This is a genomic window from Bartonella sp. 11B, assembly GCF_002022625.1.
In the GTDB taxonomy this organism is placed as follows: Bacteria; Pseudomonadota; Alphaproteobacteria; order Rhizobiales; family Rhizobiaceae; genus Bartonella; species Bartonella rochalimae.
On the sequence record NZ_CP019783.1, the window covers coordinates 672,800 to 697,780 of the forward strand.

Genomic DNA, 24,981 nt, shown 5'->3' on the forward strand with positions numbered 1-24,981 from the left:
GTTAATTTCTTTTCAACATACTCGTGTCCTCTAATGATATTTATATCTTGCGTGCTTTAATTTCTGATACCTTAAATATTGCTAACGAATGTCTGATAATCATTCTGCTTAATTATATTACTGAAAAACCTTTAATTTCATTTCTCTTTATGTTGAAAAAAATATTTATATTTTTTTATTCTCTTTGAGTCATTTATGAAATATTTGTAACTACCATCTGATAATTCAGCTTATTTTGCATTTATACACTATTTATACTCAATAAAGCACATAATAACTTACACACAAAAAATCTCATTACTACATTTATCTTAAGGAAATACGCTTTATTTAATTTCTTATTTCTAAATATTCCCCCCCTAGATATTAAAATGAAAAGATTTACGTCCTTAGCTGGCTATAGCTATTGTTTGTTGACGAGGTTCTCTAATTAACATTGCTTGCTTTTGTACAACTTTGATTTGTTTAATGGTATCAGTAATTTGTTTTGCTTTGTCTTCCGGAATACCAATGCTTTCAGCCAAAGATTGATAACTACCACTGTTAACCATTTTACGTTCACTTGCCGAAAGACGAGAATTAACTTGCTTTAAAAAATCGCTAATCTCTTTGCAAATAGCAACATTTCCTTCTATTTTTAAAGCACTTTCACGTTCTTCTTTTGACATACCAAGATAACGCTGTATCTCTTTGCCAGGTAAACTTACCTCTTTTGCAATACGGTATTGTTCTTCTCTATGTTCTCTCAAAACTTCTTCTTTAGTAGTTTTCAAATCACTCCCATATCTCAAAATTGCTTCACTGAGTGCAGAAAGACTTTTTTCAGCTTTATTACGTTTTGGACTGTTTATTCCATATCTTCCAAAACCTGCAAGCTTAGCAATAGATTTAGGGTTGTGTAAGATAGTTTCAGAAAGCATTTTCGCTGAATTTGGATTATCATGAATTCGTTCTAGACGATTGGTTAATTTTTCACGGTTTCCAAATACAACTTTTGCCAAACGTTCAATTTCTTTTCTTTGATGTAGAACATAAGAATTACATACGGTCTTTTCCATAATTTTAAAGTCTGTTAAATCGCGTAATTCTTTTCCTGGGATGAAAACATCACTAAGCTTACTAAGAGCTTTAAAGCTGATTTTATCACCTAGCTTTAATTTTTGGAACTGCTCCCTTGGAATAACACATTTATTGCATACAATCAAAGAATCCCGTGTTTTTATTATAACAGTATCTAATTGACGACTTTCATAGACACCTGTATAGGTTTTTCCTGAGATTGGTGTTGTAATAATTTCTCTTGCAATCTCTTGCGCTTCTTCAGGTTTCATTCTATTTATAGCTGTTTTCAAAACCTTGATGTTTTCTGGATTAGAAGCATCTTCAAACAGATGTTGCATAGGCTGTAAATTGTCATTTGCTGCACTAACAATTGCATCTTCCATACGCTTTTGTGTCACAACTGAAAAATCAAGCTTTTGATTCTCAGCTTGAGAGAGTTTATCCACAAATAACCGTTGTACAATTCCATTGCCCTCTACGAAAGGACGTGCATGACCAAGTAGTGCATAAATAGTTGCTATATCTTCACTAAGCGGTTCATTTTTATCTGAAACTTTTTTTTGTGAGGTATTTCCTGCTTCGTTTCTTTGAGCTCTTTGAGCAAGCTTTGCATCAAGTTCATTTAAGCATTTTGAGAGCTTTTCATTAGATGCAAAGGGAGAATTTTTATCATTCACTAACATGGTAGCAATTTTACCATTTGACATTTTAATCGGATTATCACGGGTTTTTCCAGCCCAATCAAATACATTTCCAAATAAGCGTTTGTGAAGTTCTTTTAGGTAAAGCTGATCAACTTTTTGAGGTATCGGTTCTTGATGCACATTAACAAGTTCTTTCGTCACTTGATGCGCACACTTTATCTTAAGTTTCTGGTGATCTTGTATCCCAAATTTATTTATTAACGTATAGGGATCTCCAGATTCAGCATAGGTGTAGTTAATACTGTTTTTCAGTAATGATTTTTCTGCGTTTTTGAAAGTTTGAGAATCTTTTATCGACATGATTTCTCCTCTATGACGTTATGTTAAAAAGTATTAAATCAACTTGCAGTAAATACCCCCCTTTGCGTATCTTTCTAAAATTTCAAAAGAAAATCTCCTTTCTTATTATGTGATTACCAATAGCTTAATAACTCCTTCATTATATTTTCGTAATTGTTGCAATATGATAGAAATCAAATCAACATTTACATTTAACTTCCACATAGTCTTTTTTATCTTGTAATCAGTTTTCAATTCATAAAACAGGAAACATATCACCGTTTATGCTATTATATATCTTTAGAACTAAAGAATTAATAAGGAGCATTTTGTTCTTTTCCTTCATAATAGTAATATTGTCAAGTAGTAGAATCTTTTTTATTCTTTTATCGATTGATCTTACTGTTCAATAATTTTTTACCATCTATGGATGCTATTTTAGGATGATAGGTGGAATATTAAAATTATAAGAATGCCTAGAAATATATTGATATCTGTAAGGAATATCCTATGAATGCTAATTAGCTTTTCAGCATGAGATTTTATAATTGAGCTGGAATTATTTAACAGAAGAAGTAAAAATTCTTAGTGATCAGAATTTTTCACAAGGGTTTTAAAATTGAATTTTATAATATTTTTTGTAAACAATTTGTATTTTTTAGCTTTTTGTTTCATTTTTATCACTGTTTTTTAATTTTTATAAAATTGTGTTTTTCTGCAAATCCTATGATTTGTTGTGATTAATAAACCTACTTCTTAATTAAGGTGAGAGCTTCAAAGATTAAGATTACTTAATTTGTATGAACATGTTCAAACTACTGGAGACTTAGCAATTTCTATAATGTTATGATATAAGAGGACATTATAATGAGAGTTATTTTGTGTTTATGCGCTTAATTCAATATTCATATACATCGTGGTAATTATGTCATTATTTTTTCCTTTTATACTTGGTAGTTTTTTATAAAGAATTGAGGTATGCATTAGAGCATGGGGTCTGAGGGGAAATTAAAAAATCAAAGTAAACAATTAATTGGTTTTATTGTGTTTTTATGTATAGAAAATTATTAATGAATTAATGATATTTATATTCAAGGTTTAATTGTTTATGATCGGAGAACTCGTCTATACAATAAGATAGCCATTGTATTGGAGATCGAATGATATTATGGAGCAAAAAGGCATTTTACGATTTCGTGAAGAGTTAGCAAGCCTTGTGTTGAAAATGCGCAGTAAAGGCATTGATGATATAAGCTTTTTTGCAGCATTAGAGAAAGTTCCTCGTCAGCAATTCGTTTCTGCTTCTTGGCTTAATAGTGCTTATGATAATAAAGTTATACCGATTGAATGTGGAGAATATATTGAGCGTCTAGAGGAGCAGCTTTTGATTCTTTCCGCATTATCGTTGAAAAAAACGCACCGTGTTTTAGAAATTGGTACAGGTTCAGGTTTTTGCACTGCCCTTATGGCTTGTCTTAGTGATCGTGTGACAACAGTTGATCGTTATAAAACACTTATTGATTTAGCACGGCAAAGATTTCAGCATTTGGGAATTGAGAACATCATTATACGGCAGATTGATGGAAGTCGGGGCGTTACAGGTTTGGGATCATTTGATCGTATTCTCATTTGGCCATCATGCCCTAATGAACCAAAAGAATGCCTAGAACTTCTGGCGGGAAATGGGATTCTCATTCAAGCTATTGGGCCAGATGAAGGGGTACAAAAAGTGATGCGTTATACAAAGATTGGTAGCCAGTTTGAACGCTCAGAAATGTTTCAAGTACGTTATCAACCCTTCATTGAAAATATTGCGGAAATTTTGTAATTGTGAATTTAAGATATTGCTAAATATTTTGTCTATTCTACCTAATAAAAAATACATTTTGATTTTATTAAGGGGTATTTATGGATATTTTTTTAATTTTAACTCTTAGGTAAGATTAGGAAGCTTTAATAGAATGATTTAAATATTGGCTAGTGAGCAAAACTATGTATATAAGGGTTTCAAGTAGCATTTTAAAGTGTACTTTTCTAAAAGCTGCTCTTTTGATGGTGATATTAATAGCTACTGGTTGTAGTTCCAGTACGCAGCGTTTTTCTGGTGGTTCTTATAATAATATTACTCCTACCCAGTCAACTACATTCATGACTATGACTGATGATCCGCGAATGTTATCACAAAATGTTGAAATACAAAGCAGTGAATTGCCACCTGTAGAATCAAGTAGTATTTCAGACGCTGATTACAATTCCCCATATAATAATTCTTCAAGGCAAAAGGAAGTTTTTTATCCTGATAAGAACAAGCATTTTTCTGATGGTCAGGTTATGGGGATACCGCCTCAAAATCTTGGAACTCTTCCTCGTTCACAGGTGAATAATGGTTCTGTTTTTAAAAAGAATTCTTATATTGTGCAGAGTGGGGATACATTATTAAGTATTGCGCAACAGTTGGGTGTCAGTGTTGATGCGTTAAGGTTAGCTAATGGTATAAACGCTAATTCTATTTATATTGGTCAGTCATTGATTATTCCAGGTCAAAGTACAAAGATGGCATCAAATATTCAAAATAATATTTCAGATGCATCAAAAAATGTATCTTCATTTCAATCTAAGACTGTATCTCCTGTTAAACAGGGTAAAGCTCCTACATCTGTAGCTCAGACTTCCGTAAAAACTATGCCTGTAGTTAAAAGTGATACGTTAAACATTGAAAAAAATTCTCCTACACAAGCAACAACACATAAGTCTATAAATGATACGTCAGATCAAATTATTGACCCAAATGATATTATAACTCCACAATCGACAGGTATTTCTAAGATGCGGTGGCCTGTGCGAGGACGTTTGTTGAGTCATTTTGGCGAAAAGAAAGGAACTGCAGTTAATCGAGGAATAGATATTATGGTTCCTGAAGGATCATCAGTAAAAGCTGCAGAAAATGGTGTTGTTATTTATGCAAGTAATGGGTTGAAAGAGCTTGGTAACGTTGTCATGATTCGGCATGAAAACAATATTATTACTATTTATGGGCATAATAGTAAGCTTATTGTTAGTAGAGGGCAAAAGGTACGACGTGGTGATGAAATTGCAAAGTCAGGTTTTTCAGGAGACGCTAAAACACCACGCGTTTATTTTGAAGTACGTAAGAATTCTCTCCCTGTTGATCCTGCTGAATACTTAGAAAATTAAATCGGTTGCCGTTTTATCTTTTCACCATAAAACTTCATCCTTTAGATTGGAGATATTAAGGTGTGTATTACTTCATTCGAAAGCCTATGAAGTAATTGCATAAGCGATCAGCAGGAGGAGGAACATGCAGGAAAAGGTTTATATGTTTCAATATAGGTTCTGCTTATAGTAATTCTCATCTTTTAAGATATAGAGGAGATCAATTAAAATAATTCAAGATCATATGAATTCATCTGCTTTGTTTCCAAATATAAGCTTCCTTGTGATGTTATTTAAGTTCTTGTGTGATTAACTTAAATAGTATTTCAATCGTTAAGTGGTATTGGTTGTCGAGGATAATTATTTATTTAATAGGTGAGATAAGAGCGTTATTTCGAGTTGTGTTATTATTGATAGTCATTGAAAGAATAGGCTATTCTAATTCAGTTCTTCTAAATTTTACGGTTAGGAAGAAACTAACAAAGCACGACAAAATACAGATTCTACAAGTGTAGGATCTTGTGAGAATATGGTTGTCAATAGGAGGTACAGTAATTATTATTTTAAGTTATAGGATAGTTCTCATAAAGAGTTAGCAAACGTTTTAAATGAAGGGTGAAAGACATTTGATAATATTTTGTTCAAGCATTAAAATGGACAAAAAATATGGGTTTACTTTAAACGTAATCGTGCAATCTTTCATAAATAGTTTTTAAATTATCAATTTTTATAAAAGTATGAAAAACTATTGCATTAAAAGTTCTACAGCGAACCACAGTAGGAGCAACTGGTTAAATAAATGACTCATAAGTACACCTCCGCAGCTTACTATTCCAACTATAAAAAAAGCTGTAAACCATGATTTTAAAAATATGACAATAAAAGAGATGATAGAAGAGATGATGAATGCGTGAGTAATAAATGTTGGTTTCAAGAGAAAACAATTGAAAATAATTGAAAAAGTGGCCCATATTCCAATACCACACATAATGAAAGCTAAGGGGATACTTATTGTTATTGTTTTTGAAAGTAACACTAATTTCATATAAATGGCATTCCTTTTGTTGATAATCAGTTTCTAAGCCTTTTATAGATGATTCATATAGATTTTATCAATATATAGTATTTTTCTATTGACAATGTTTCAAAAATAGTGTCTAAAAGCACCATATTATTGTCTGTATTGTAAAATTCTGAGTTTATAGTTCTCGAAAGTTCTTGCTTTCGGGTTTTTTTTTGGAATATATTAAGGATCTTGTTATCTAGGGAAGTGCAAATGCTATTCTTTTTAATAGAATGAATAGTATTCTTCTTGGTATTTAGCTAGAGCGTTTAAGGAGAACGTAAATTAAGAGTACGTGTTTCTTGGAGGACTCTATTTTAAAATAACTGAGAAAGTCAGTAAAAATATGCAAAAAATGGAATGATTGCTGTATTTGGAATAACATAATTTTCAAGTATTATGCTGTTTAATTTAGAGAAAAGCTGGTATTTATATGATATCCGGAAAAACGAATGAGATCTATTTTGGAAACTTTTGTTCGTTGCTTTCTTTTTCTTAAAATTTTATTCCTTTTGAAAAAGTTACAACTATCTGATGTAGTTTTACAGTATTTAGATGGGCTTTTTTCTTCCGAAGCAAAAACTTATTTGTAAAGTGAGAGATACTTGAAGTTTAATCTATAGGAGATAAAAATGTTGATTACTAATGCTTATGCTCAGGCTGTAAGTCATACGTCGAATGGAACATCATTTATTACCTTTGTCCCTTTCATTTTAATTTTTGCAATTATGTATTTTTTAATTATTCGTCCACAGCGTGCGCAAATGAAAAAGAGACAGGAAATGCTTAATGCTGTGCGTCGTGGAGATACAGTTATAACGGGTGGAGGTATTCTTGGTAAGGTTACAAAAGTTTATGATGAAAGTGGTGAGCTAGAAGTTGAAATTAGTGAAGGTATACGTATTCGCGTTATTCGTTCAACATTAGCAGATGTTCGGATTAAAGGTGAGCCATTATCGGAAGAAAAATCAAAACCTAGCTCTAAGATAAAAGCACCCAAAACTTCTGAAAGTAAGGTGGAAGTGAAGAAAAGTGTTTCTGCACCTAAAGTAAAAAAAGTAATACAAAAGAAAAATAAACCAAAAACATAGTTATGTTATATAATTATTTTATTATTCAAGGTATTTGTTATGTATAATCAAGTTTTTTGAAGAAAACAGATAGGGATGATTTTATTTGTTTATGTTATGGGTGTTCGTTATATTTTATTGCAAACTTTTTGATATTATTTGCAATTTTGCTTAGGGTACTGTCTTCTTCTTATTTTGGTAATATTGGTGTCAAATATTTTACGCATCTTTGGTGATGTGTTATAATCTACGTTAGTTAGTTTATTATTTCCTCTTACTAATTTAGGAGAGAAAAATGCAATTGGGTTTCCAAAAATAAAGGATGCCTACTATGTCATATGCAATTCAGATTCGTGAAGCACATTTTCCAGGGCGAGCGCCTATTGATGCTTATGGGAATGGAGGATTTCGTTTCGCAGATATGTCTCATAAGGGTTCGATTATTTGTTTACCATCGGGTATTTATGGTATTGACATGGCAGGACCTCTTCCTACACAGGATAATCTTTCTCGTATTTTGGAAGAAGCAGATAAGATTGAGATTTTATTGATAGGTACTGGACTTGAATTATTGAGTTTACCTGAAAAATTGCGGTGTCTTTTATGGGAAAAGCATATTTCGACAGACACAATGAGCACGGGAGCTGCAGTACGTACATTTAATGTTTTGTTGGCTGAAAATCGTTCAGTTGCTGCGTTGTTATTTGCGATAGAATGATATAATTAATAAAATCAGTATGTTAATTAAATATGAGGGATTTTCGTAATTATTGTTCTATTGGATCTTTTTGTTCTTGTCTCTTTTTTTAGAGTGTTTTGATCGCTTCTAAAGCTAACTTTTTATGGCTTGCCCCCTATCGTGTAAAGAGAGGCCATATTATTTTATAAAAGATCTTGTTGAATTGCCCATTTTAAAAGGTTGTTCATTATTCTCTGAAAGCTTTTGGTGTTTTTGTGTCGTTCAACTTCTGCTATAAATGACATTTTATAGAGGATATTTTTTGAAGAGCAATAGACAATAATAAAATGATGAATAACACAATAAAAAGAAAAAATAAAAAGATAAATAAATTAATTTTTTCAGATATTTATAATGTTTTTCTATTGAAAAGTTAGAAGGTTATATGCTATATAAAAAGAGTATTTTTGTGTACACAAATTTCATTTAGTGAGTTCTTTATTTTCCTTCAAAAAGGATACAAACATGCTTAATAAAGTATTTTAATTGGCTATCTACGAGTAGATCCAAAAAGAAAAATGATGTCTTGCTTTATAAAGTATTACCGTTACAGGTTACGGGAGAGGATAGGGGGTGACCCAGATGATAGGGCACGTGAAAATAGCGCCTTTGGTTCAAGACAAATATCCAGATTTAGAACAGATCACAAATTATCTTCATGAGATTGCGGATAATTCATTAAAAGTGCGAACAAGTCTTTATCCACAGTCGGAAGATTCTGCACTGAGAGAACAGCAAATTGGTGCTGAATTGCGTCAAATCTGTCAGCAGGCCAAAAAGCCGGCCTTAACCCATCGATGTGCTTGTGCAAAAAGCAAAAGCTTTTGGCTATAGCGGCCCCCAGAATAACAATGAGGTTGAAGCTCTCCAAGAGCGTAACACAGCAGCGTGGATTTTAGCCGCATGTGGTGGGCAGGTTCCCTTGGTCGGTATTGATATGAGAACACTTTCTTCCATGTCGGAAGATGAAACTGCTGCATGGGTTGAGAATAATAAAGAAAAATTTGAATACATCATGGACAGGGTGTGAAGAGATGCGCAGTGGTGTAGAAGAGATAACCAAGTGGTTGTGGCTGCTTGGTTATGCCGTAAGGCTCATTTGAAGACAAAGAAAGGCATTTTAAAATGGCAACAACAGAAGCAAAAAATATCAATCATCCCTTAGCCGTTAAGATTTGGTCTAAGCTGCTTAGCGCAGAAAGCTCAAAAGCGACATCAATAGCTCCTTTGATGGGAACAGATGAAAATAGTATCATTCAAGTTGTGGATGGTTTGAATAAAACAGCGGGTGATGCAGTCAAAACTAGATTATGTGCTCAGCTTATAGGAGGTGATGTGACTGAAGGGCAAGCACTGGAAGGGAATACAACACTTCTTCTGAATGAAATAGTGCGGCTCAATGAGCTTTCTCATGCTGTGCGTTTTAAAAATATTGATCAACAGCATATTCCCTTTAATTTGCGTGAATATGCCAAGGATGGATTTGTTGATTGGTATGCTGATCGATTGAGTACGATGTTCTTTATCCAAGCTGCTAGGTATACAGCTCCGTGGATGAAGTTTGATGGTTATACAACAACAATAAAACCAGTGCATTATGGTTTTAATGAGCCATTAGAGCCGAGTAAATTGCGCATTTTTCGCTCAGGGAATAAAAAGGCTGATGAAGAGCTCACAAAAGACGATGAGTTTACATTATCTCTTATTGATGATGCTGTGAAACGTGCAAAATTGGCTAATCCTAAGATTAGATCGGTACATGTCAATGGAGAAAGTGTTTATGTGATGTATCTTCACCCAGAACAGGTGATGCAGTTACGTACCAATACAGATGCTGGCCAGTGGCTTGACATTACCGAAGCGGTTTGTAGTGAAAGCCGCGCTAAAACCCCGATTTTTAATGGTTCGTTTGGAATGTATAATGGTATCATTTTACGAGAGTCTGAATATGTTCCTCATGGTGTTCATTCAAAAACGCAGGAGCCTGTTCTTTCTGTTCGTCGTGCTGTTTTGCTTGGTGCGCAAAGTGTCATCTTAGCTTATGGTCGTAAGGATGAGCCGCGTTATCATCTTGTAGAGAAATTATTTGATTATGATAGCGAATTTGGCATTGCTGCCAAAACCATCATTGGTATGAAAAAATCACGTTATACTTTGGCTTATTCTACGCAAGGAGCGCAAGATTTTGGCACGATAGTTATCCCCTCTTTTTCTAAAGAAATATAAAAATATTGAGCACATAAATAGGATTTAAACTATAAAAAAACATCTCAAAAAGAAGTCATTATTTGCAATAATTGAAGAAAGTTTCAAAAATATTTGTTAGAATCAAGAGAATATTTTTTTCTAACAAGACTTTTAAAATGCTTACATCATTTGACAAAATCTTATGCAAACTTCGTATTGATCACTCAGAATGCCTTTTAGATATGGCTAAAAATTAGATTTATCTGTAGCATTTTTTCCATCGAGATTAGAAAAATCTATACCTGTTTTAATAGAACAAACGATCATTAAGCTCTACGCTTTAAATCAAGCAACAGCTTATATTTTAAGAAAAGAAATAGATGCTTGGAGCAAGAGCTTGATAAGCAAATCTTCTGATTCATGTGATCGTGAAATTGTTGGTATATTTATTAGAACATTTGATAATTTTTCATAACAGAACTTAGAAAAATTTAAAAAATTATTAGAGAAAGGTGGCAAAAAATGGTATGTTTTGTAGAGGCATATTAGGAACTCCTATTCCCTTTTCTCTCACATTTATTTGAGAATTCCTAAATTTAAAAAATATAATAAAAAATAATTTGTATGATATAAAAAAGGTATTGATGGTGTGATAGAGAATGGCAAATTTTCTTCCTTATTGTCTTGATATTTTACGTAATACAGATCGTGATCGTTATATATCAGTTTTATTTGCACCCAAACAAAAACGCAGAGCATTAGCCGCTCTTTATGCTTTTAATGCAGAGATTGCTCGTATTCGCGAAAGTGTGCGTGATCCCCTTATGGGAGAAATACGATTACGTTGGTGGCGCGATTCTATTGCTAACGATGAACAACAAAATAGTGAGAGTAATCCGATTTTAAATGATTTATTAAAAACAATTACTTTGTTTAAGTTATCTAAGATAACTTTTTTACACTATTGTGATGCGCGTATTTTTGATCTTTACAATAATCCAATAGCAACTATTCACGATCTTGAAGCTTATTGTAGTAAAACAGCAAGTACAATATTGCAGTTGTCTTGCCAGATATTAGATTTTGATGTGGCACCAAATTTTACAGATGCTTATAAATATGGGGGAATAGCTCAAGCGTTAAGTGGTATATTACGTCTTTTACCATTGATGCAATTACGATATCAATGTTATTTCCCTACCGATATGTTGGAGGCTTTGGGGATAAGTCGGGAAGAGCTAAATTCTAATTGTATCAATGATAAACAAAAACAACAGATTATTGAGGCTATGGTAGCATTATCACGAGATTACTATCTTAAGTTTTATGATTATTCTGTTACTTTGCCTAAAACGCTTAAACCAGCATTTCTCCCGCTAGCAGTTACGCCGGCATCTTTGCAAAAAACAATACAGTTGGGAGCAAAAGTTTTTCAGGAAAATACAACTTCATTATTACTGTATCGCTATTGGTTGATCACAAAAGCAGCGATTAGTGGTCATTTTCCAAAATTATTTTAATAATAATTTTCAGCTAGTTAGCATTTTAAGTATATTTTATAATTAACTTCATGTGAGTATAGATTATTAACAACTATATTCAGTAGTAGAAAAGGGGGCTTTTATACTCAATTATTTGCTCATATGCCCTTGATAGTGATTGAGCATATCGATCAGTGGATTACAGCGGTCTTGTTTAGAGCAAATATTGATAGAGAGTATATGATCAATTTAAAAGCATAAGAGGTAATTTATTGTTATGTTTTTAAGTGGTTATATTTATGATGCCGCATTCACCATTTTCACTGCCAAAGGCAAGGTAATGGCCTGTTTTATCCCAATTGAGTGCTGAAATAGCGCTCTTGCTACAAAGTTTAAGAAATATTTCTTTTCCGTCACTAAAATGTACACATGAAATTATTCCATCATTAAAGCCAATAGCTACAATTTCTTTACTTGGATGGCATGCAACTATACTAACAAGCGCATTTGCTCGTATACCAAGTTCTAACGGTGCTTTGCCTATTGGACCATCTTTCGTATGAAAAGGCCAAACGATTGCAGCTGATGCACCTGATGTTGCTAACCATTTTCCTTTTGTGCTCCAAGACCAGCTTTTAACTTTGCTTGGATAGCCACTCATGCGTAAATGTTGTTTGTCAGCAAGACGCCAACCATGTAAGGCATTCTCTTGCATTGTGGAAATTACATAATGATTATCTGGTGAGAAAATAACATCACAGTGTGCTCCTTTCCATTCTAATGTGGTTGGCACTGTTTGCGTCAACAACCAATGAAGGGTAACACCATTATAGTGAGCAACTGCAAGTCGTAATCCCTTCGGAGCGAAAGCTAAACCTTCTACACTGTATTTATGATAAAACTCTTGTAAACCTTTACCAATATTAGTTACCATCAAACGCGAAGATGCAAAAGCAAATACATTATGTGGGCCGAAAGAAACACTGTTTATCCATTTGCCTTTTTGTATGCCCAATATCTCTATGCGACCATCTGTTGTTGTTTTACATATTTTCCCATCTTCTCCACCTGTTATAATAGCTGTCTTATCAGGAGAAAAATGGCTTGAAATTATGCCTTTATGCACTTCAATAATTTGTGGGTTTGGTTGAAGGAAAACAATCAAACCTTCTACTGAAACAAAAGCTGGCTTATCGTTAATAAAACCACAAGATAAACAATAACTTTTGAGATTGTAAGGAGTAATACTTGGCATTTTGACTCGCTTATATGCAATTTTCAAAATCAGTTTTTAATTTCTCAGCATCGAGAGAACGACCAATAAAAACAAGCCGGCTTTCACGTTTTTCATTTTGACGCCATGGGCGTTGATGTTGTCCTTCAAGAAGCATATGTATACCTTGGATCACATAACGATCGTCATCTCCGTGAAATGCGATAATACCTTTTAGACGTAAAATGTTAGGACCTTGTTCTTGGGTAACTTGTTGAAGCCATGAGAAAAATTTTTCTTTTTGAAGAGCACCTGTTTTTAAACTTATAGAGGTTATCGTAACATCATGCATAAGTGATTTATGGCTGTGCCCATGATGATGTTCATGATCACATTCGGGACTACATACATGATCGGGATTTTCATGATTAAGAAAATGAGGATCGTTTTCTAGAATTCGTTGTAAGTCAAATGAACCACGATTAAGAATTTTATTAAGAGGAATGTTTGCACGTTCTGTTGCATAAATAATGGCATTGGAATTAATGGTATAAATAAGTGATTCAATATGTGCTCGTTCTTCTGCACTGACAAGATCAATTTTATTGAGCAAAATGATATCGGCGAAGGCAATTTGATCTTCTGCTTCGCGGCTTTCTTTCAGCTGAAGTGGCAGGTGTTTTGCATCAATTAACGTAATGACACTGTCAAGGGCTGTTTTATCACGTACAGTATCATCCATAAAAAAAGTTTGTGCAACTGGAGTAGGATTAGCAATTCCTGTGGTTTCTATAATAATAGCATCAAATCGATTAGAGCGTTGCATTAGGCTTTCCAAAACGCGGATAAGATCGCCACGCACTGTACAGCACACACAACCATTGTTCATTTCATAAATTTCTTCTTCTGATTCAACAATCAGATCATTATCAATACCAATTTCACCAAATTCATTGACAATAACTGCGTAACGTTTGTTATGATTTTCATTTAAAATACGATTAAGAAGGGTAGTCTTTCCTGATCCAAGATATCCTGTAAGGACTGTAACAGGAATTTTAGGAGATGTATTGGGTATTGTTTCCATAATTATATCTTTCATTGTAATGCATCTATTTTAAATTTCTTGATATCGTCAAGTAAAGCGCGAAGTCCACAGAGAACATGGGAAAAAATTGCTTTACCTGCTTGTGCTGTTGCTTGGCTTGCATTTCCTGCTACTCCTTGTTCATTAAGATCATGCATCATCCATCCAAAAGCATGAGGTCCATAGGCTCGTAAATATTGATAATTTTGAATCATCTCAGCTTGCTTATTATGAAAATTTTCTGTTTTTTCCATATGGACTTTTTCTGGTGCTAAATAGAGCATTAAGGAGGTTTCAATAAATCCACCATGGATATCAAGATGTATCTGAGATGGGTCCATTAAGCCTTCTGGCAATCCGAAACGACTCCAACTTGTAGCTACTGCAAGCATTGAAAAACGTTTTCTTAATTCTGTAATGACGATATTCATTAAAGGCGCATTGCCTCCATGAGCATTAAGGATAAGAAAACGCCTGATGCCTTTATGATAACAATGTTCACCAATGTTGATCCAGCGTTCTATAGCCCCAGAAAAGGTCAATGTTTGTGTACCAATAACATTCATATGTTCTACAGAATAACCAATTTTTTCAACTGGTAAAAGTGTGATTTGAAATTGCTCTTTTGTTTCTAAGGTAAGTGCTTTTGCAAAAGATTCAGCAATAATCCAGTCTGTTTCAAAGGGAAGGTGATTGCCATGATATTCATGTGCGCCCAGAGGTAAAAGGGCGAGAGGAAGGAGATCAGATACCATAAATTCATTGCCAAAAAGAAGTGAATAGATTCACATGATACAATATGATGGAAATAGTTTTCTTCAACTTTAGTCCATATACAGAAGAAACGCAAATATAGAGTGTTTTTTGCATCGAAATATGTATGAAGTAAAATCAAACTTTATTTGAGCTGATATTATGAATTATTTAGGTTGCCTCATTAATTTTAGAGCAATTAATTCTGAGGAATATTAAATATTCTGGGTAGAATTATGCTGCTAAAGGTAATGTATATTTATATATTTGAAAGATAGAAATTTCTTTTCGATTTATATGAAGAGAAAATATAAAGTTTATACTAGAATTATGATTAAGAAATTTATTAAATATCAATAATAAAATATTCATTTATTTATAAAAAAGTTTAAACTTTCCAAGGAAAACCGATACAGAAAATAATGTAAAAATTGCTAGTGATTTAATAACGTGTTTCACCGAAGGTTTTAGAATCTATAAAGAGGGGCCATTCTAAAAAATATATTAAGAGCGTTCAATATCTTATCTAAAATAATTGAAATAGCTCTAGAACAATGAGCTTTTAATGTTGAGAATTCAAGATTCAACTATAAAATGAGCGATGAGAAAATTTATAATATATAATTATTTTAATAATGACGATGGCTTTATAATCGAGATAGAAAAGCTAAGAAAGTAGAATGAAGCATGAGTGAAATTGATTAGTTTAAAAGATCATTTTCGTAGTTATTAAATAATGTGGTTATTGTTTATATTTTTACTTTATAATTAAGATAAGAAAAACCATATAAATATTTGAAAATAATATTTTATTTTTTCTTTTAAAAGCTAAGATTTGTCTTATGATAGGCTGAGTCTGGTTAATTTACGTTTAAAGTGCTGCTATTTTTAATAGAATTGCAGTAAATTTTCATTTGAAAATAGCTTAATATCGATTTTGGTAGCAAGAAAACATCTGATAAATATACGCTTTATTGTTATAGTTCAAAATTTCTTTAGGGATAGACGGATAGTATACAAAGATTGTTGGGACATAATGAGGAAGGAGAAAATAGATTTAACTAAGAATGTTTGAAATTATCGTGTTCAGAGTGAATATACTTGCTACATATTACGAGCGATTACGAGGCAATGAGAAGACAAGCTTTTTCATATTTAATCACAGTCGAAAAATCGCTATGCTTCAAATCTATTTTATCTTTCAATGTGGGTAATAAAGTTAACTCTATAATAACGGATGTTGTATTCAATACATTAGAGAGTGATGCATAATGATATACCATGTCTTTTGCCAGGCTGGGAACTTTTGATACATTATCTCTTTAATCTTAGGATAGTCAAAAAAAACAAAACATTACCTTTAAAGAGGTGATCGGGAATAATGAATGACACACTGTGGCACATGTTTTATATGAATGAACTTCTGTCGATTAAGAGAAATATGATAGTTTAAAGCGGCAATAAAAAGGAATATTCAAAGGTGAGTTTGTAAGTGCTTCTTTAACGAGAATAAATTTTTATAATAATTTATTGTAGTTGTTTTATTTTTGAAACGCAATTGTTGTAGGTTGTTTATTAGCCTCTTGGTTACCTTTTACAATGATCAAAGAGGTGTGTTGTTATTTTCTGTATAGAAAATTTCCTATGCACATAGTTACGAAATAAAATGGGTTTTGCATTTTAAGATGCGTTCTAGTTGGAAAATATTGCTTCAATAATAGAAATATTGTTAGATATTTGGTCCAATGATTTATCAATATAGTGTTTCATAGTAAGCTGATATATAAGCATAAATTTACTGAAGCAGGGCTTTGTAGGAAGAATGCTTTGGCTAGAGTCTTTATCAATTCTAACTTACCTGTCTGATAAAGCTTTTGTGCGATCTTTTTTATTGTAGATTTATCTTTACATAAAGCACAAAACGTATTAAATTAAACACGAAATGTATTAAATTATGTAGAATTTACTTAGCTTTGTATTTCTCATTTTGAGTGGGAGCTTTTCATATTTAAATGCAGGGGAGAAGGTTCGAAATGAATTATGGTCAAAGTATTTAATAGTTATTTATATTTTTTTGCAGCAACTATTTTTTGTTTTTTTCAGAATAGTGTGAAGTCAACCCCCAACCACTCATCTGAGTGTGATGGAAATGAGGTAGATTCTACGTTAACTTATAAATGTACTAATAGCGGGGAAAAAATAATCAACAATAAGAGTTTTCAGGCAATAATAGCAGAAGGGAAAGGTGTAGATATTAAGGGGACAAATATAACCCTTGGTGGTGTAGATAAAATGCCCAAAAAGGCTGAGAAGACCGAAAGTGATATATATGGTGTTGATGTATTGAAAGAAGGAAAAGTCGTTTTAACGCAGTCGGTCGTGAGCAATACACATGTAGCGCTTAATGTAAGCAATGGAATAATTGGTATGTACAATGGTGTGATTAAAGAGAGCAACGTAGCTGTTCAGGCGTTGGGAAAACCAACGAATGTTATTTTAGTTAATCCACGGATTGAGACCAAAGACGGGAAAGCAAGCCTTGTGAGTATGGGGGGAGCAAATGTTGAGGTTAAAAGTGGTGGATTAATTAATTTTACAAACAGTAATGGGGCTTATACCGCGTTGGGAGGGAAAGTCACTTTCGATAGTACTCGTATTACCGGAACAGGTATGACAAAAGGACAAAAAAATTACGCTGTTTTTTATATAGATCAGGGCGGTTATATTGATTTTAAGAATGGCAATATTAACGTTATTGATGCTTTTGGCCTATTAATCGACAATACGGTTGCTACTTCTAATTCTATTTCATTGGGTGAAAATTTACAAACTGATAAAAGTAATATTAACATGACGAAAGCCAATATCGAAGGAGCAACTATCGAGGTAAAAGGAGATGAATTCTACGGTATATATTTTAGAGGAGAGAATCCAGCAGGCAATACAATAGAGAGAGTAGATAATGCAATAGCAGGAGTCAAAGAAGATGAGAAAAATTTAGATATTGCAGATATTAAATTTCCAGTACGACTTGTTAATTTAAAAGATACAAAACTGAACGTTGTAGGTGGTTCAGCTATTTATAGCACCGGTGCTGCAGGAGGTAATCTTAGTTTGTTTAACAGTTCTATTAGCGCTGATCATTTATTGTTAATGGCTGAAAAGAAATCTTCTGTTCTTGTCTTAGCTGATAATTCTTTATTGACAGGGGGGAGCCATGTTGATGAGAGCTCTACTGCTGAATTTTATTTGAGCGGTAATTCTGTGTGGTTTTTAACACAAACAAAACAGAAAAATTCACAAGATTTAGACAATTTTTATATTTCGGTACTTGGTCTTGATAATAGTTCTATTAATTTTAAGAGATTCAAGTCTCCTGAAGCCTATAATTATAAAACACTTCGCATTGGGAAAGGGGGTGGCGATGTTTATATTGCAAAGAATAATGCGCAGATTCATTTAAACGTGAGTTTAAGTTTTAATGGTTCGTTTGATAGTCAGAAAACTGACAGAGTTTTGATCCATGGTAATGTTTTTGGGGAAACTACAATTGATATACAAGCTATTTCAGAAAATCGAAGGGGAAATGTGAGTATAAGCACGAATAATATTGGAAATACTCAGGGTATTTCGCTTATTCAAGTTTCAGGTAAAGCGCAAGAAGATTCCTTCAAACTGAAGGGTGATTATATTACAGTAGATGCTTCTCCTTATCGATATAAGCTTTTTGCTTATGGTCCGAATTCTAAGTTAGGGCGATCGGATCCGAGACAAAAATTGGTTGGAAAGAATGAGGAAAAGGAAGGTAAACCTAATAATAATTTTTGGGATTATCGGCTGCAAAGTGAATATATTTCTCCATCAGAACCAGAACTAGAACCAGTACCACCAGTGCCATCGCCAGAGCCATTACCACCATCGCCGAAACCAGCACCAGCACCAGCGCCGGAATCACCAGTGCCCTCAGAACCTGAGGATCCGATAAAACCAGATTTACCTGTAAAAAGAGTACCGGCAGTTGTGCCACAACTCCCAAGTTATTTGCTTTTACCTCATGCTTTATTTCATACAGGTTTGGTCGATGTAAGTAATCAACATGAACTGTTGGAAATCATGCAAAGTGCTTTTCATGAGCCTGATAAAAAGAGAAAGACAAACTTTTTCATCCGTGGTTATGGCAGTAACCATAGTTATACTTCCAATTTGTCTGTTTTTGAATATGGTTATGGAGCTGATCTTGACTATAATAATGCGACAGCAGGAATTGTATTCAATACATTAGAGAGTAAAGATAGTGCTTCGTCCTTTGGAGTTATGGGCGGTTATGGTCAGCTCTCTCTTCATCCTCGTGCAGTTAAACACAGTCAAAAGAGTGTTTTTGATAAATGGTCAGGCAAGCTTTATGTGAATTTGGATCATGATACAGGCTTTTATGCGAATGGCTTTCTCTCGTATGATTTTTTTAAGGGCGATGTTGTCACTCTTTCTCGTGGAAAAACAGCAGAATTAAAAGGGAGACTTTTGAATGCTGCTTTATCGGGTGGTCAGGCTATTATCACAGGCTATCATGGTTTTATTCTTGAGCCACAGCTTCAAGTTATTTACCAGTCTCTCCTGTTTGATGAAGCGCGTGATATTGATCGGTTTGATATTGATTTAGGAAAGCATGATCAATTGATAGGGCGGATAGGTGGTCGTTTAATAAAAGCTTTTGCTTCTTCCGAAAAGGGACATGTTGTTTCCTTTTATAGCAAACTTCATGTTGCGCATAGTTATGAAAAGAAGCGGATAGTGCATTTTAAAGATGCATTTCAGTTAGGTGCATTCGGTTCTACAGTTGAAACAGGTGCGGGTGTTTATGCCCAGTTGTCTAATAGGATAGCACTTCATGGTGATTTGTTATACCAACATAAATTAACCAAAGCTGGCTTTTCTGGAATTAGTGTTTCGGGTGGCTTACGTTATCAATTTTAAAAGCAAGGATTGGTTTTATATTTGTCAGTTGTGCTCAAGCCCTAGAAAAATTGGCTGATGAAGCTTTAGCTCTTTTGAAGATTCCTTTAGATATTTAATTTAAAGGTGTCTTTACTCTCAAAGAGGCATTGTAGCTTTTTTCAGCCATTTTTTATCTCTTTTATCAAGGTAGGGTGCATTAACTTGATAAACACAGGCATGATAATTGTTAAGCCACTGTTTCTCTTGTGTTGTTAAAAGTTCTATGTAAAGCTTAACTCTATTTATTGAATAGTTTTCATTTAGTAAATGTTAATAGAGAAATCCAATACGTAAAAATTTACTTTTATGATAATAACTTGAAATGTGTTTATCTATTTAGTATAATCCATAATGTATTCAGTTTATTTTGAAGGGTTATTGGTATTTTAATGTTGCGCGTTTCTTTCTTTCTTTCTTTCTTTCTTTCTTTCTTTCTTTCTATTCCTTTAGCTAGTCCTTCTGATCCTGTTAGTTCGTCTGAATCTGTTAAGCAATGTCAGAAAAATGAAACTGCGAACGGTAGATCTTCTTCAAGTCAGAAGACCACTATGAAATTGGGTAGCCGTACTTTCATTGTGAAAGAGTGTAAAGAAAATGCAGATGTACGGATAAGTGACCAAACATATCAAATGGGAAATAATTCTAGACGGAATAGTAGTGGGAATAGGAATAATAGTAGTAAGAAAAACAGTAAAACTTCTGAAACCAATGGAGTAATTGGTATATATTCGAGCTCGAGTGATGAAGAAGATTCGACTAGTGATGCTGATGTAAATAGAGTGCAAATTCTAGGCCCCATACACAGTGATGATGATATTTATATTGGTATACTGCTCGGAGAATGGGGAACAATTGTCGCTAATGAATTGACCTTAAAAGACCTAACGATAGGTATTTCTGTTGTAGAAAATAGTTCGGTAAACGCAGATAAGACATTGATAAGTAATAATAAGATTGGTGTTAAAGCTAAGGGTTTAAGTTCTACAGTTGAGCTATTGGATACAAATATTTTAGTATTAAAAGGGGATAAAGGCCTTTTCACTACAGAAGGCGGCTTGATTCAAATGGAGGGTATAGATAAATCGGATGCAGGCATTAATTTTACTCGAGGTTTCGCAGTTTATATGAATACAGGAGAGGTTTCTTTAGAGAAAGTTAATATTATTAATGATACTATTAATGATAATACTTCTGGCCAGACGAACAAGAATGTAGATTATAGTCGTAGTGCTGCCGTTTATATGCATCCACAGAGTGCTTTTGAGATGAAGGAAGGGAAAGTTCATCTCAAAAGTGGGAATGGATTTGTATTTGACTTTTCACCATATAAGGGTACAAAAGATTATGAGACAGCAGATGAAGATGGTGATGAAGATGATGAAGATGATGATGATGAGGAGGAGGAGGAGGAGGAGAAGAAAGAGAATGTAAATCTTGAAAATGTAGACGTTAAAATAGAGGGTGATAAATATTATGGCATGTATGGAGTACCTCCTGTTAGTGATAGCCAGGACGGGGAGCCCGAAAGATTCGCAACTATTTCTTTGAAAAAAACAAATTTTATTGTTCCTAATAGTACCGCTGTTTATAATGATGTTAAGGCGGAGCTTATTTTTAATTTATCAGATACAAAACTTTCCGGTGGTCTTTTGCTAGAAGGTACTAGCGGGATTATAAACATTAAAGCTAATAACTCACAGCTCGAAGGGGGTGCTTTAATTTCTGGTTCAGCTGAAGCGCATTTGAAATTAGAGAATAACTCGACGTGGACTTTAACAAAAAGAAAATCACGGGGTGATCGAGGGAATGAGGGAACTGATAATAATAAATCATTTATTTCTACTGTGACACTTAAGAATAGTAAAATTATTTTTGAAAAGCCAAGCGATAATATTTATCAAACACTCTCTATTGGCACAGGGAATAGTCTTGTTTATACAACAGAGGGTAACGCGGAGCTTTATCTTAATAGTTATTTAGATCAAAGTAACTCGGATACAGATCGGCTTTTAATCGATGGTGACGTATCTGGTGTTACTGTAGTTTCTGTTTCTACAACAGTAGGAGATCTAGGAGATAAAACGGGTTCAGGTAATACCCAGGGTGTTTCGCTTATTCAAGTTTCAGGTACAGCGCAAGAAGATTCCTTCAAACTGAAGGATGATTATATTACAGCAGATAATTTACCTTATCAGTATGTTCTTTCTGCGTATGGTCCAAGTTCCCAATTAGGACAAGCGGATCCAGGACAAAAGTTGGTTGGGCAGAATGGAAAAGAAGGTGAGCACTCTAGTAGTAATTTTTGGGATTATCGGCTGCAAAGTAAATATATTACTCCACCAGAATCAGAAGTACCGGAACCACCAGATTTACCTGCAAAAAGAGTACCGGCAGTTGTGCCACAACTCCCAAGTTATTTGCTTTTACCTCATGCTTTATTTCATACAGGTTTGGTCGATGTAAGTAATCAACATGAACTGTTGGAAATCATGCAAAGTGCTTTTCATGAAGCGGCTAAAAAGAGAAAGACAAACTTTTTCATCCGTGGTTATGGCAGTAACCATAGTTATACTTCCAATTTGTCTGTTTTTGAATATGGTTATGGAGCTGATCTTGACTATAATAATGCGACAGCAGGAATTGTATTCAATACATTAGAGAGTAAAGATAGTGCTTCGTCCTTTGGAGTTATGGGCGGTTATGGTCAGCTCTCTCTTCATCCTCGTGCAGTTAAACACAGTCAAAAGAGTGTTTTTGATAAATGGTCAGGCAAGCTTTATGCGAATTTGGATCATGATACAGGCTTTTATGCGAATGGCTTTCTCTCGTATGATTTTTTTAAGGGCGATGTTGTCACTCTTTCTCGTGGAAAAACAGCAGAATTAAAAGGGAGACTTTTGAATGCTGCTTTATCGGGTGGTCAGGCCATTATCACAGGCTATCATGGTTTTATTCTTGAGCCACAGCTTCAAGTTATTTACCAGTCTCTCCTGTTTGATGAAGCGCGTGATATTGATCGGTTTGATATTGATTTAGGAAAGCATGATCAATTGATAGGGCGGATAGGTGGTCGTTTAATAAAAGCTTTTGCTTCTTCCGAAAAGGGACATGTTGTTTCCTTTTATAGCAAACTTCATGTTGCGCATAGTTATGAAAAGAAGCGGATAGTGCATTTTAAAGATGCATTTCAGTTAGGTGCATTCGGTTCTACAGTTGAAACAGGTGCGGGTGTTCATGCTCAATTGTCTAATGCTGTAGCACTTCATGGTGATTTGTTATACCAACATAAATTAACCAAAGCTGGCTTTTCTGGAGTTAGTGTTTCGGGTGGCTTACGTTATCAATTTTAGCCTTTAAGGATTAGTCTTGTTTTTATTTTGAACAATTAAACAGTTATTTGCGAGTTTAGTTAAGTTGTTTAGCCAAATTCACAGATATTTTGATTTTATGCGTAGTTTAATTTCAGTAGTTAATCATTTTGAAATTCTTGTTATTACTTTTGATCATTCTATGAATGGAGCTAAAGTTGAGACGCATATTGCTTTTAATAATGTTGAAGGTGGTAAAATAGCTGCTGAGGTTTTGTTTGAAATTTAGGTGGAAAAGAGAAAGTTGTCGAACTAGGAAAGAATTTCTTGAGCGTTCGTCGCACGTGAACGAGGACAGGGTTTTAATGAAGCAGGAGCTTCTTGAGAATTGAATATAACTGCAAAGTAATCAGCAAATTTTGATCGTATCCAAGGGATTAATATGACTGAAAATTTTTTACAAATGTATAAGGATGTTTATACTATTTTTGCACAGAATGAAGAGATGGCTTTGAGAGAGGAGTGCTTTCTATATAGGCGTGGACGTCACATTATAGTGATTGGTTTTGAGGGTACAGATGAGGAGGTAGCTTCGTAAATTAGTATGCTTTATGCAACGATTTTTTAGAAATTAAGTGAAATTTTGGACATTAGGTGTGGAAAATAGTATATAAACTCATTACAGGTAAAGCAGTGGAAAATTAATTTCTATTTCATTAAAATTAGTGATAAAGAATAAAGAAAAGGACAGTAAATAAAGTTGTATGTTTCTCATAGAGAGCTTTCTAGAAAAATAAGGCAAAAAATTATATATGCCTACACTTTTTATCGCTGTTTTTAGCAATGTTGACATTGATATTATATGCTAGGTTTTTGATTATCTCTTAAAAGACGAGATACTTCGTTTAAAAATTTTTTTTTATGGAAGTAGGAGGGAAGGAAGCCAATTAAAACCGTTGCGGTGAGTAGAAGAGGTCTGTCTATCAGGCTTGCTAGTTAGAGTGGGAATGATGCTTTAAGAATGTTTGCTCGTTAGTACTTTGAAAATCTTCTGTTGATTTGAGCTGCAGATTTTCAAATTGCATGTTAATCCGAAGTGGAGGAAATACAATTATTATTGCAGGGGATATCTAATATGGGTGTTAAGTTAGAAGATATCGAGTAGACAAGAAAAGTAATTTGTTGTTCTAAGATTTTGATGATGCAGCTAGAAAGTTTAATGGATTTAATATTGGCTGCAGCTAAAGTTGAGTATGACACTTAGTAGAGATTCAGTATCTGTAAATGATTTCCTCAAGAATTTCATCATTTGGCTCGTGTTATGACACTTGATGAAACAAAAACCAAGAAATTAACAGATATTTATCCAGCGGATATAAAAACAGCTCATTTAGTGGTAAAAAGTATTTTTAGAGCGTGGATTAGAAATATTTGTTATAAACATGGGGAACGAAGGAGTCTCTTTTTCACAAAGAGTAAAGCCGTTGTTGTTCTTTCTTTTAAGCTAAAGAGAATTGATACTGTTGCAGCTGACGATAGCTTTAATGTTGGTTTAGTTACTGGTTTAATAAAAAACATGCTTTTGCAGAAGGAATTCGTTTGGCAGCTGCATGTGGTTCTTTAGAAACTGCAAAAAAGGAGCATCTGATTCCGCTCTATCGTGGGAAGAAATTAGTGCTCTTCTTCAAAGTCAGAGCGTAGTACAAATTCAATACATAAGATAAAAATTTTTTATTGCTGCGTTCATAAATATTAAGGTCGCAATTCTTTAATAGAAGTATTGCGTGTAACTTTTTTAATTTATTCAATTTCCATTAAGGTGTCTTTTTTGTTGAATAGTTTCGACTAGAAAAAATAAATCTTTCT

At 33.7% G+C, this 24,981-nt stretch carries 17 protein-coding genes and 1 pseudogene; 13 read left to right on the forward strand and 5 right to left on the reverse strand.

Features of this window, described 5'->3' with window-relative positions:
* Nucleotides 1–389 precede the first annotated feature (389 nt).
* Nucleotides 390–2,066: a BID domain-containing T4SS effector gene (locus Bho11B_RS02820; RefSeq protein ID WP_078673612.1), complete on the reverse strand. Its 1,677-nt coding sequence runs from the start codon at nt 2,064–2,066 to the stop codon at nt 390–392.
* A gap of 1,147 nt (nt 2,067–3,213) precedes the next feature.
* On the opposite strand from Bho11B_RS02820, the gene Bho11B_RS02825 reads away from it, so the two are divergent.
* From Bho11B_RS02825 to Bho11B_RS02870, 8 genes are all read left to right on the forward strand, one after another.
* On the forward strand, nt 3,214–3,873 hold the full coding sequence (locus Bho11B_RS02825) for a protein-L-isoaspartate(D-aspartate) O-methyltransferase (protein ID WP_035006227.1): 660 nt from the start codon (nt 3,214–3,216) through the stop codon (nt 3,871–3,873).
* 164 nt (nt 3,874–4,037) lie between these two features.
* Nucleotides 4,038–5,240, forward strand: a complete 1,203-nt coding sequence (locus tag Bho11B_RS02830) for a M23 family metallopeptidase (protein ID WP_078673613.1) — start codon at nt 4,038–4,040, stop codon at nt 5,238–5,240.
* Between the two features lie 1,674 nt (nt 5,241–6,914).
* Entirely contained in the window at nt 6,915–7,373 is a 459-nt protein-coding gene (yajC, locus tag Bho11B_RS02840) for a preprotein translocase subunit YajC (RefSeq protein ID WP_078673614.1), read from the forward strand.
* Between the two features lie 310 nt (nt 7,374–7,683).
* Nucleotides 7,684–8,070 (forward strand): Mth938-like domain-containing protein, encoded by a 387-nt coding sequence (locus Bho11B_RS02845; protein WP_035006221.1) that lies wholly within the window; start codon nt 7,684–7,686, stop codon nt 8,068–8,070.
* 603 nt (nt 8,071–8,673) lie between these two features.
* Nucleotides 8,674–8,925 (forward strand): hypothetical protein, encoded by a 252-nt coding sequence (locus Bho11B_RS02850; protein WP_078673615.1) that lies wholly within the window; start codon nt 8,674–8,676, stop codon nt 8,923–8,925.
* On the forward strand, nt 8,891–9,121 hold the full coding sequence (locus Bho11B_RS02855; RefSeq protein ID WP_153300827.1) for a hypothetical protein: 231 nt from the start codon (nt 8,891–8,893) through the stop codon (nt 9,119–9,121). Before Bho11B_RS02850 ends, Bho11B_RS02855 begins: the two co-directional genes overlap by 35 nt.
* A gap of 95 nt (nt 9,122–9,216) precedes the next feature.
* A complete protein-coding gene (locus Bho11B_RS02860) occupies nt 9,217–10,317 on the forward strand; it encodes a N4-gp56 family major capsid protein (protein WP_078674141.1) in 1,101 nt (366 codons plus the stop codon).
* Nucleotides 10,318–10,937: 620 nt separating this feature from the next.
* A complete protein-coding gene (locus tag Bho11B_RS02870) occupies nt 10,938–11,798 on the forward strand; it encodes a phytoene/squalene synthase family protein (protein ID WP_078673617.1) in 861 nt (286 codons plus the stop codon).
* A gap of 244 nt (nt 11,799–12,042) precedes the next feature.
* On the opposite strand, the gene Bho11B_RS02875 is transcribed toward Bho11B_RS02870, so the two are convergent.
* The 3 genes from Bho11B_RS02875 to Bho11B_RS02885 are packed head-to-tail and all read right to left on the reverse strand — an operon-like array spanning nt 12,043 to nt 14,814.
* Nucleotides 12,043–13,014, reverse strand: a complete 972-nt coding sequence (locus Bho11B_RS02875; RefSeq protein WP_035006218.1) for a WD40 repeat domain-containing protein — start codon at nt 13,012–13,014, stop codon at nt 12,043–12,045.
* Nucleotides 13,015–13,024: 10 nt separating this feature from the next.
* Nucleotides 13,025–14,059, reverse strand: a complete 1,035-nt coding sequence (locus Bho11B_RS02880) for a GTP-binding protein (RefSeq protein WP_078674083.1) — start codon at nt 14,057–14,059, stop codon at nt 13,025–13,027.
* A gap of 11 nt (nt 14,060–14,070) precedes the next feature.
* Nucleotides 14,071–14,814 carry a creatininase family protein gene (locus Bho11B_RS02885; RefSeq protein WP_035006216.1) on the reverse strand — a complete coding sequence of 248 codons (744 nt, stop codon included), beginning with the start codon at nt 14,812–14,814 and terminating at the stop codon, nt 14,071–14,073.
* Between the two features lie 2,038 nt (nt 14,815–16,852).
* Here Bho11B_RS02885 and Bho11B_RS02890 point away from each other — a divergent pair.
* Nucleotides 16,853–19,786: an autotransporter outer membrane beta-barrel domain-containing protein gene (locus Bho11B_RS02890; RefSeq protein ID WP_078673618.1), complete on the forward strand. Its 2,934-nt coding sequence runs from the start codon at nt 16,853–16,855 to the stop codon at nt 19,784–19,786.
* 117 nt (nt 19,787–19,903) lie between these two features.
* On the opposite strand, the pseudogene Bho11B_RS02895 reads toward Bho11B_RS02890, so the two are convergent.
* Nucleotides 19,904–20,062 (reverse strand): annotated as a pseudogene (locus tag Bho11B_RS02895) (M24 family metallopeptidase C-terminal domain-containing protein); the annotation flags it as partial.
* A gap of 134 nt (nt 20,063–20,196) precedes the next feature.
* On the opposite strand from Bho11B_RS02895, the gene Bho11B_RS02900 reads away from it, so the two are divergent.
* The 4 genes from Bho11B_RS02900 (at nt 20,197) to Bho11B_RS02905 (ending at nt 24,739) form a co-directional block, all read left to right on the forward strand.
* The gene (locus Bho11B_RS02900; RefSeq protein ID WP_153300826.1) at nt 20,197–23,157 is read left to right on the forward strand and encodes an autotransporter outer membrane beta-barrel domain-containing protein; all 2,961 of its coding nucleotides are present in this window, start codon (nt 20,197–20,199) and stop codon (nt 23,155–23,157) included.
* A gap of 97 nt (nt 23,158–23,254) precedes the next feature.
* Nucleotides 23,255–23,404: a hypothetical protein gene (locus Bho11B_RS06875; RefSeq protein ID WP_153300825.1), complete on the forward strand. Its 150-nt coding sequence runs from the start codon at nt 23,255–23,257 to the stop codon at nt 23,402–23,404.
* Between the two features lie 153 nt (nt 23,405–23,557).
* Nucleotides 23,558–23,713 carry a hypothetical protein gene (locus tag Bho11B_RS06880; RefSeq protein ID WP_153300824.1) on the forward strand — a complete coding sequence of 52 codons (156 nt, stop codon included), beginning with the start codon at nt 23,558–23,560 and terminating at the stop codon, nt 23,711–23,713.
* Nucleotides 23,714–24,436: 723 nt separating this feature from the next.
* Entirely contained in the window at nt 24,437–24,739 is a 303-nt protein-coding gene (locus Bho11B_RS02905) for a PfkB family carbohydrate kinase (protein ID WP_153300823.1), read from the forward strand.
* The last annotated feature ends 242 nt before the right edge of the window (nt 24,740–24,981 follow it).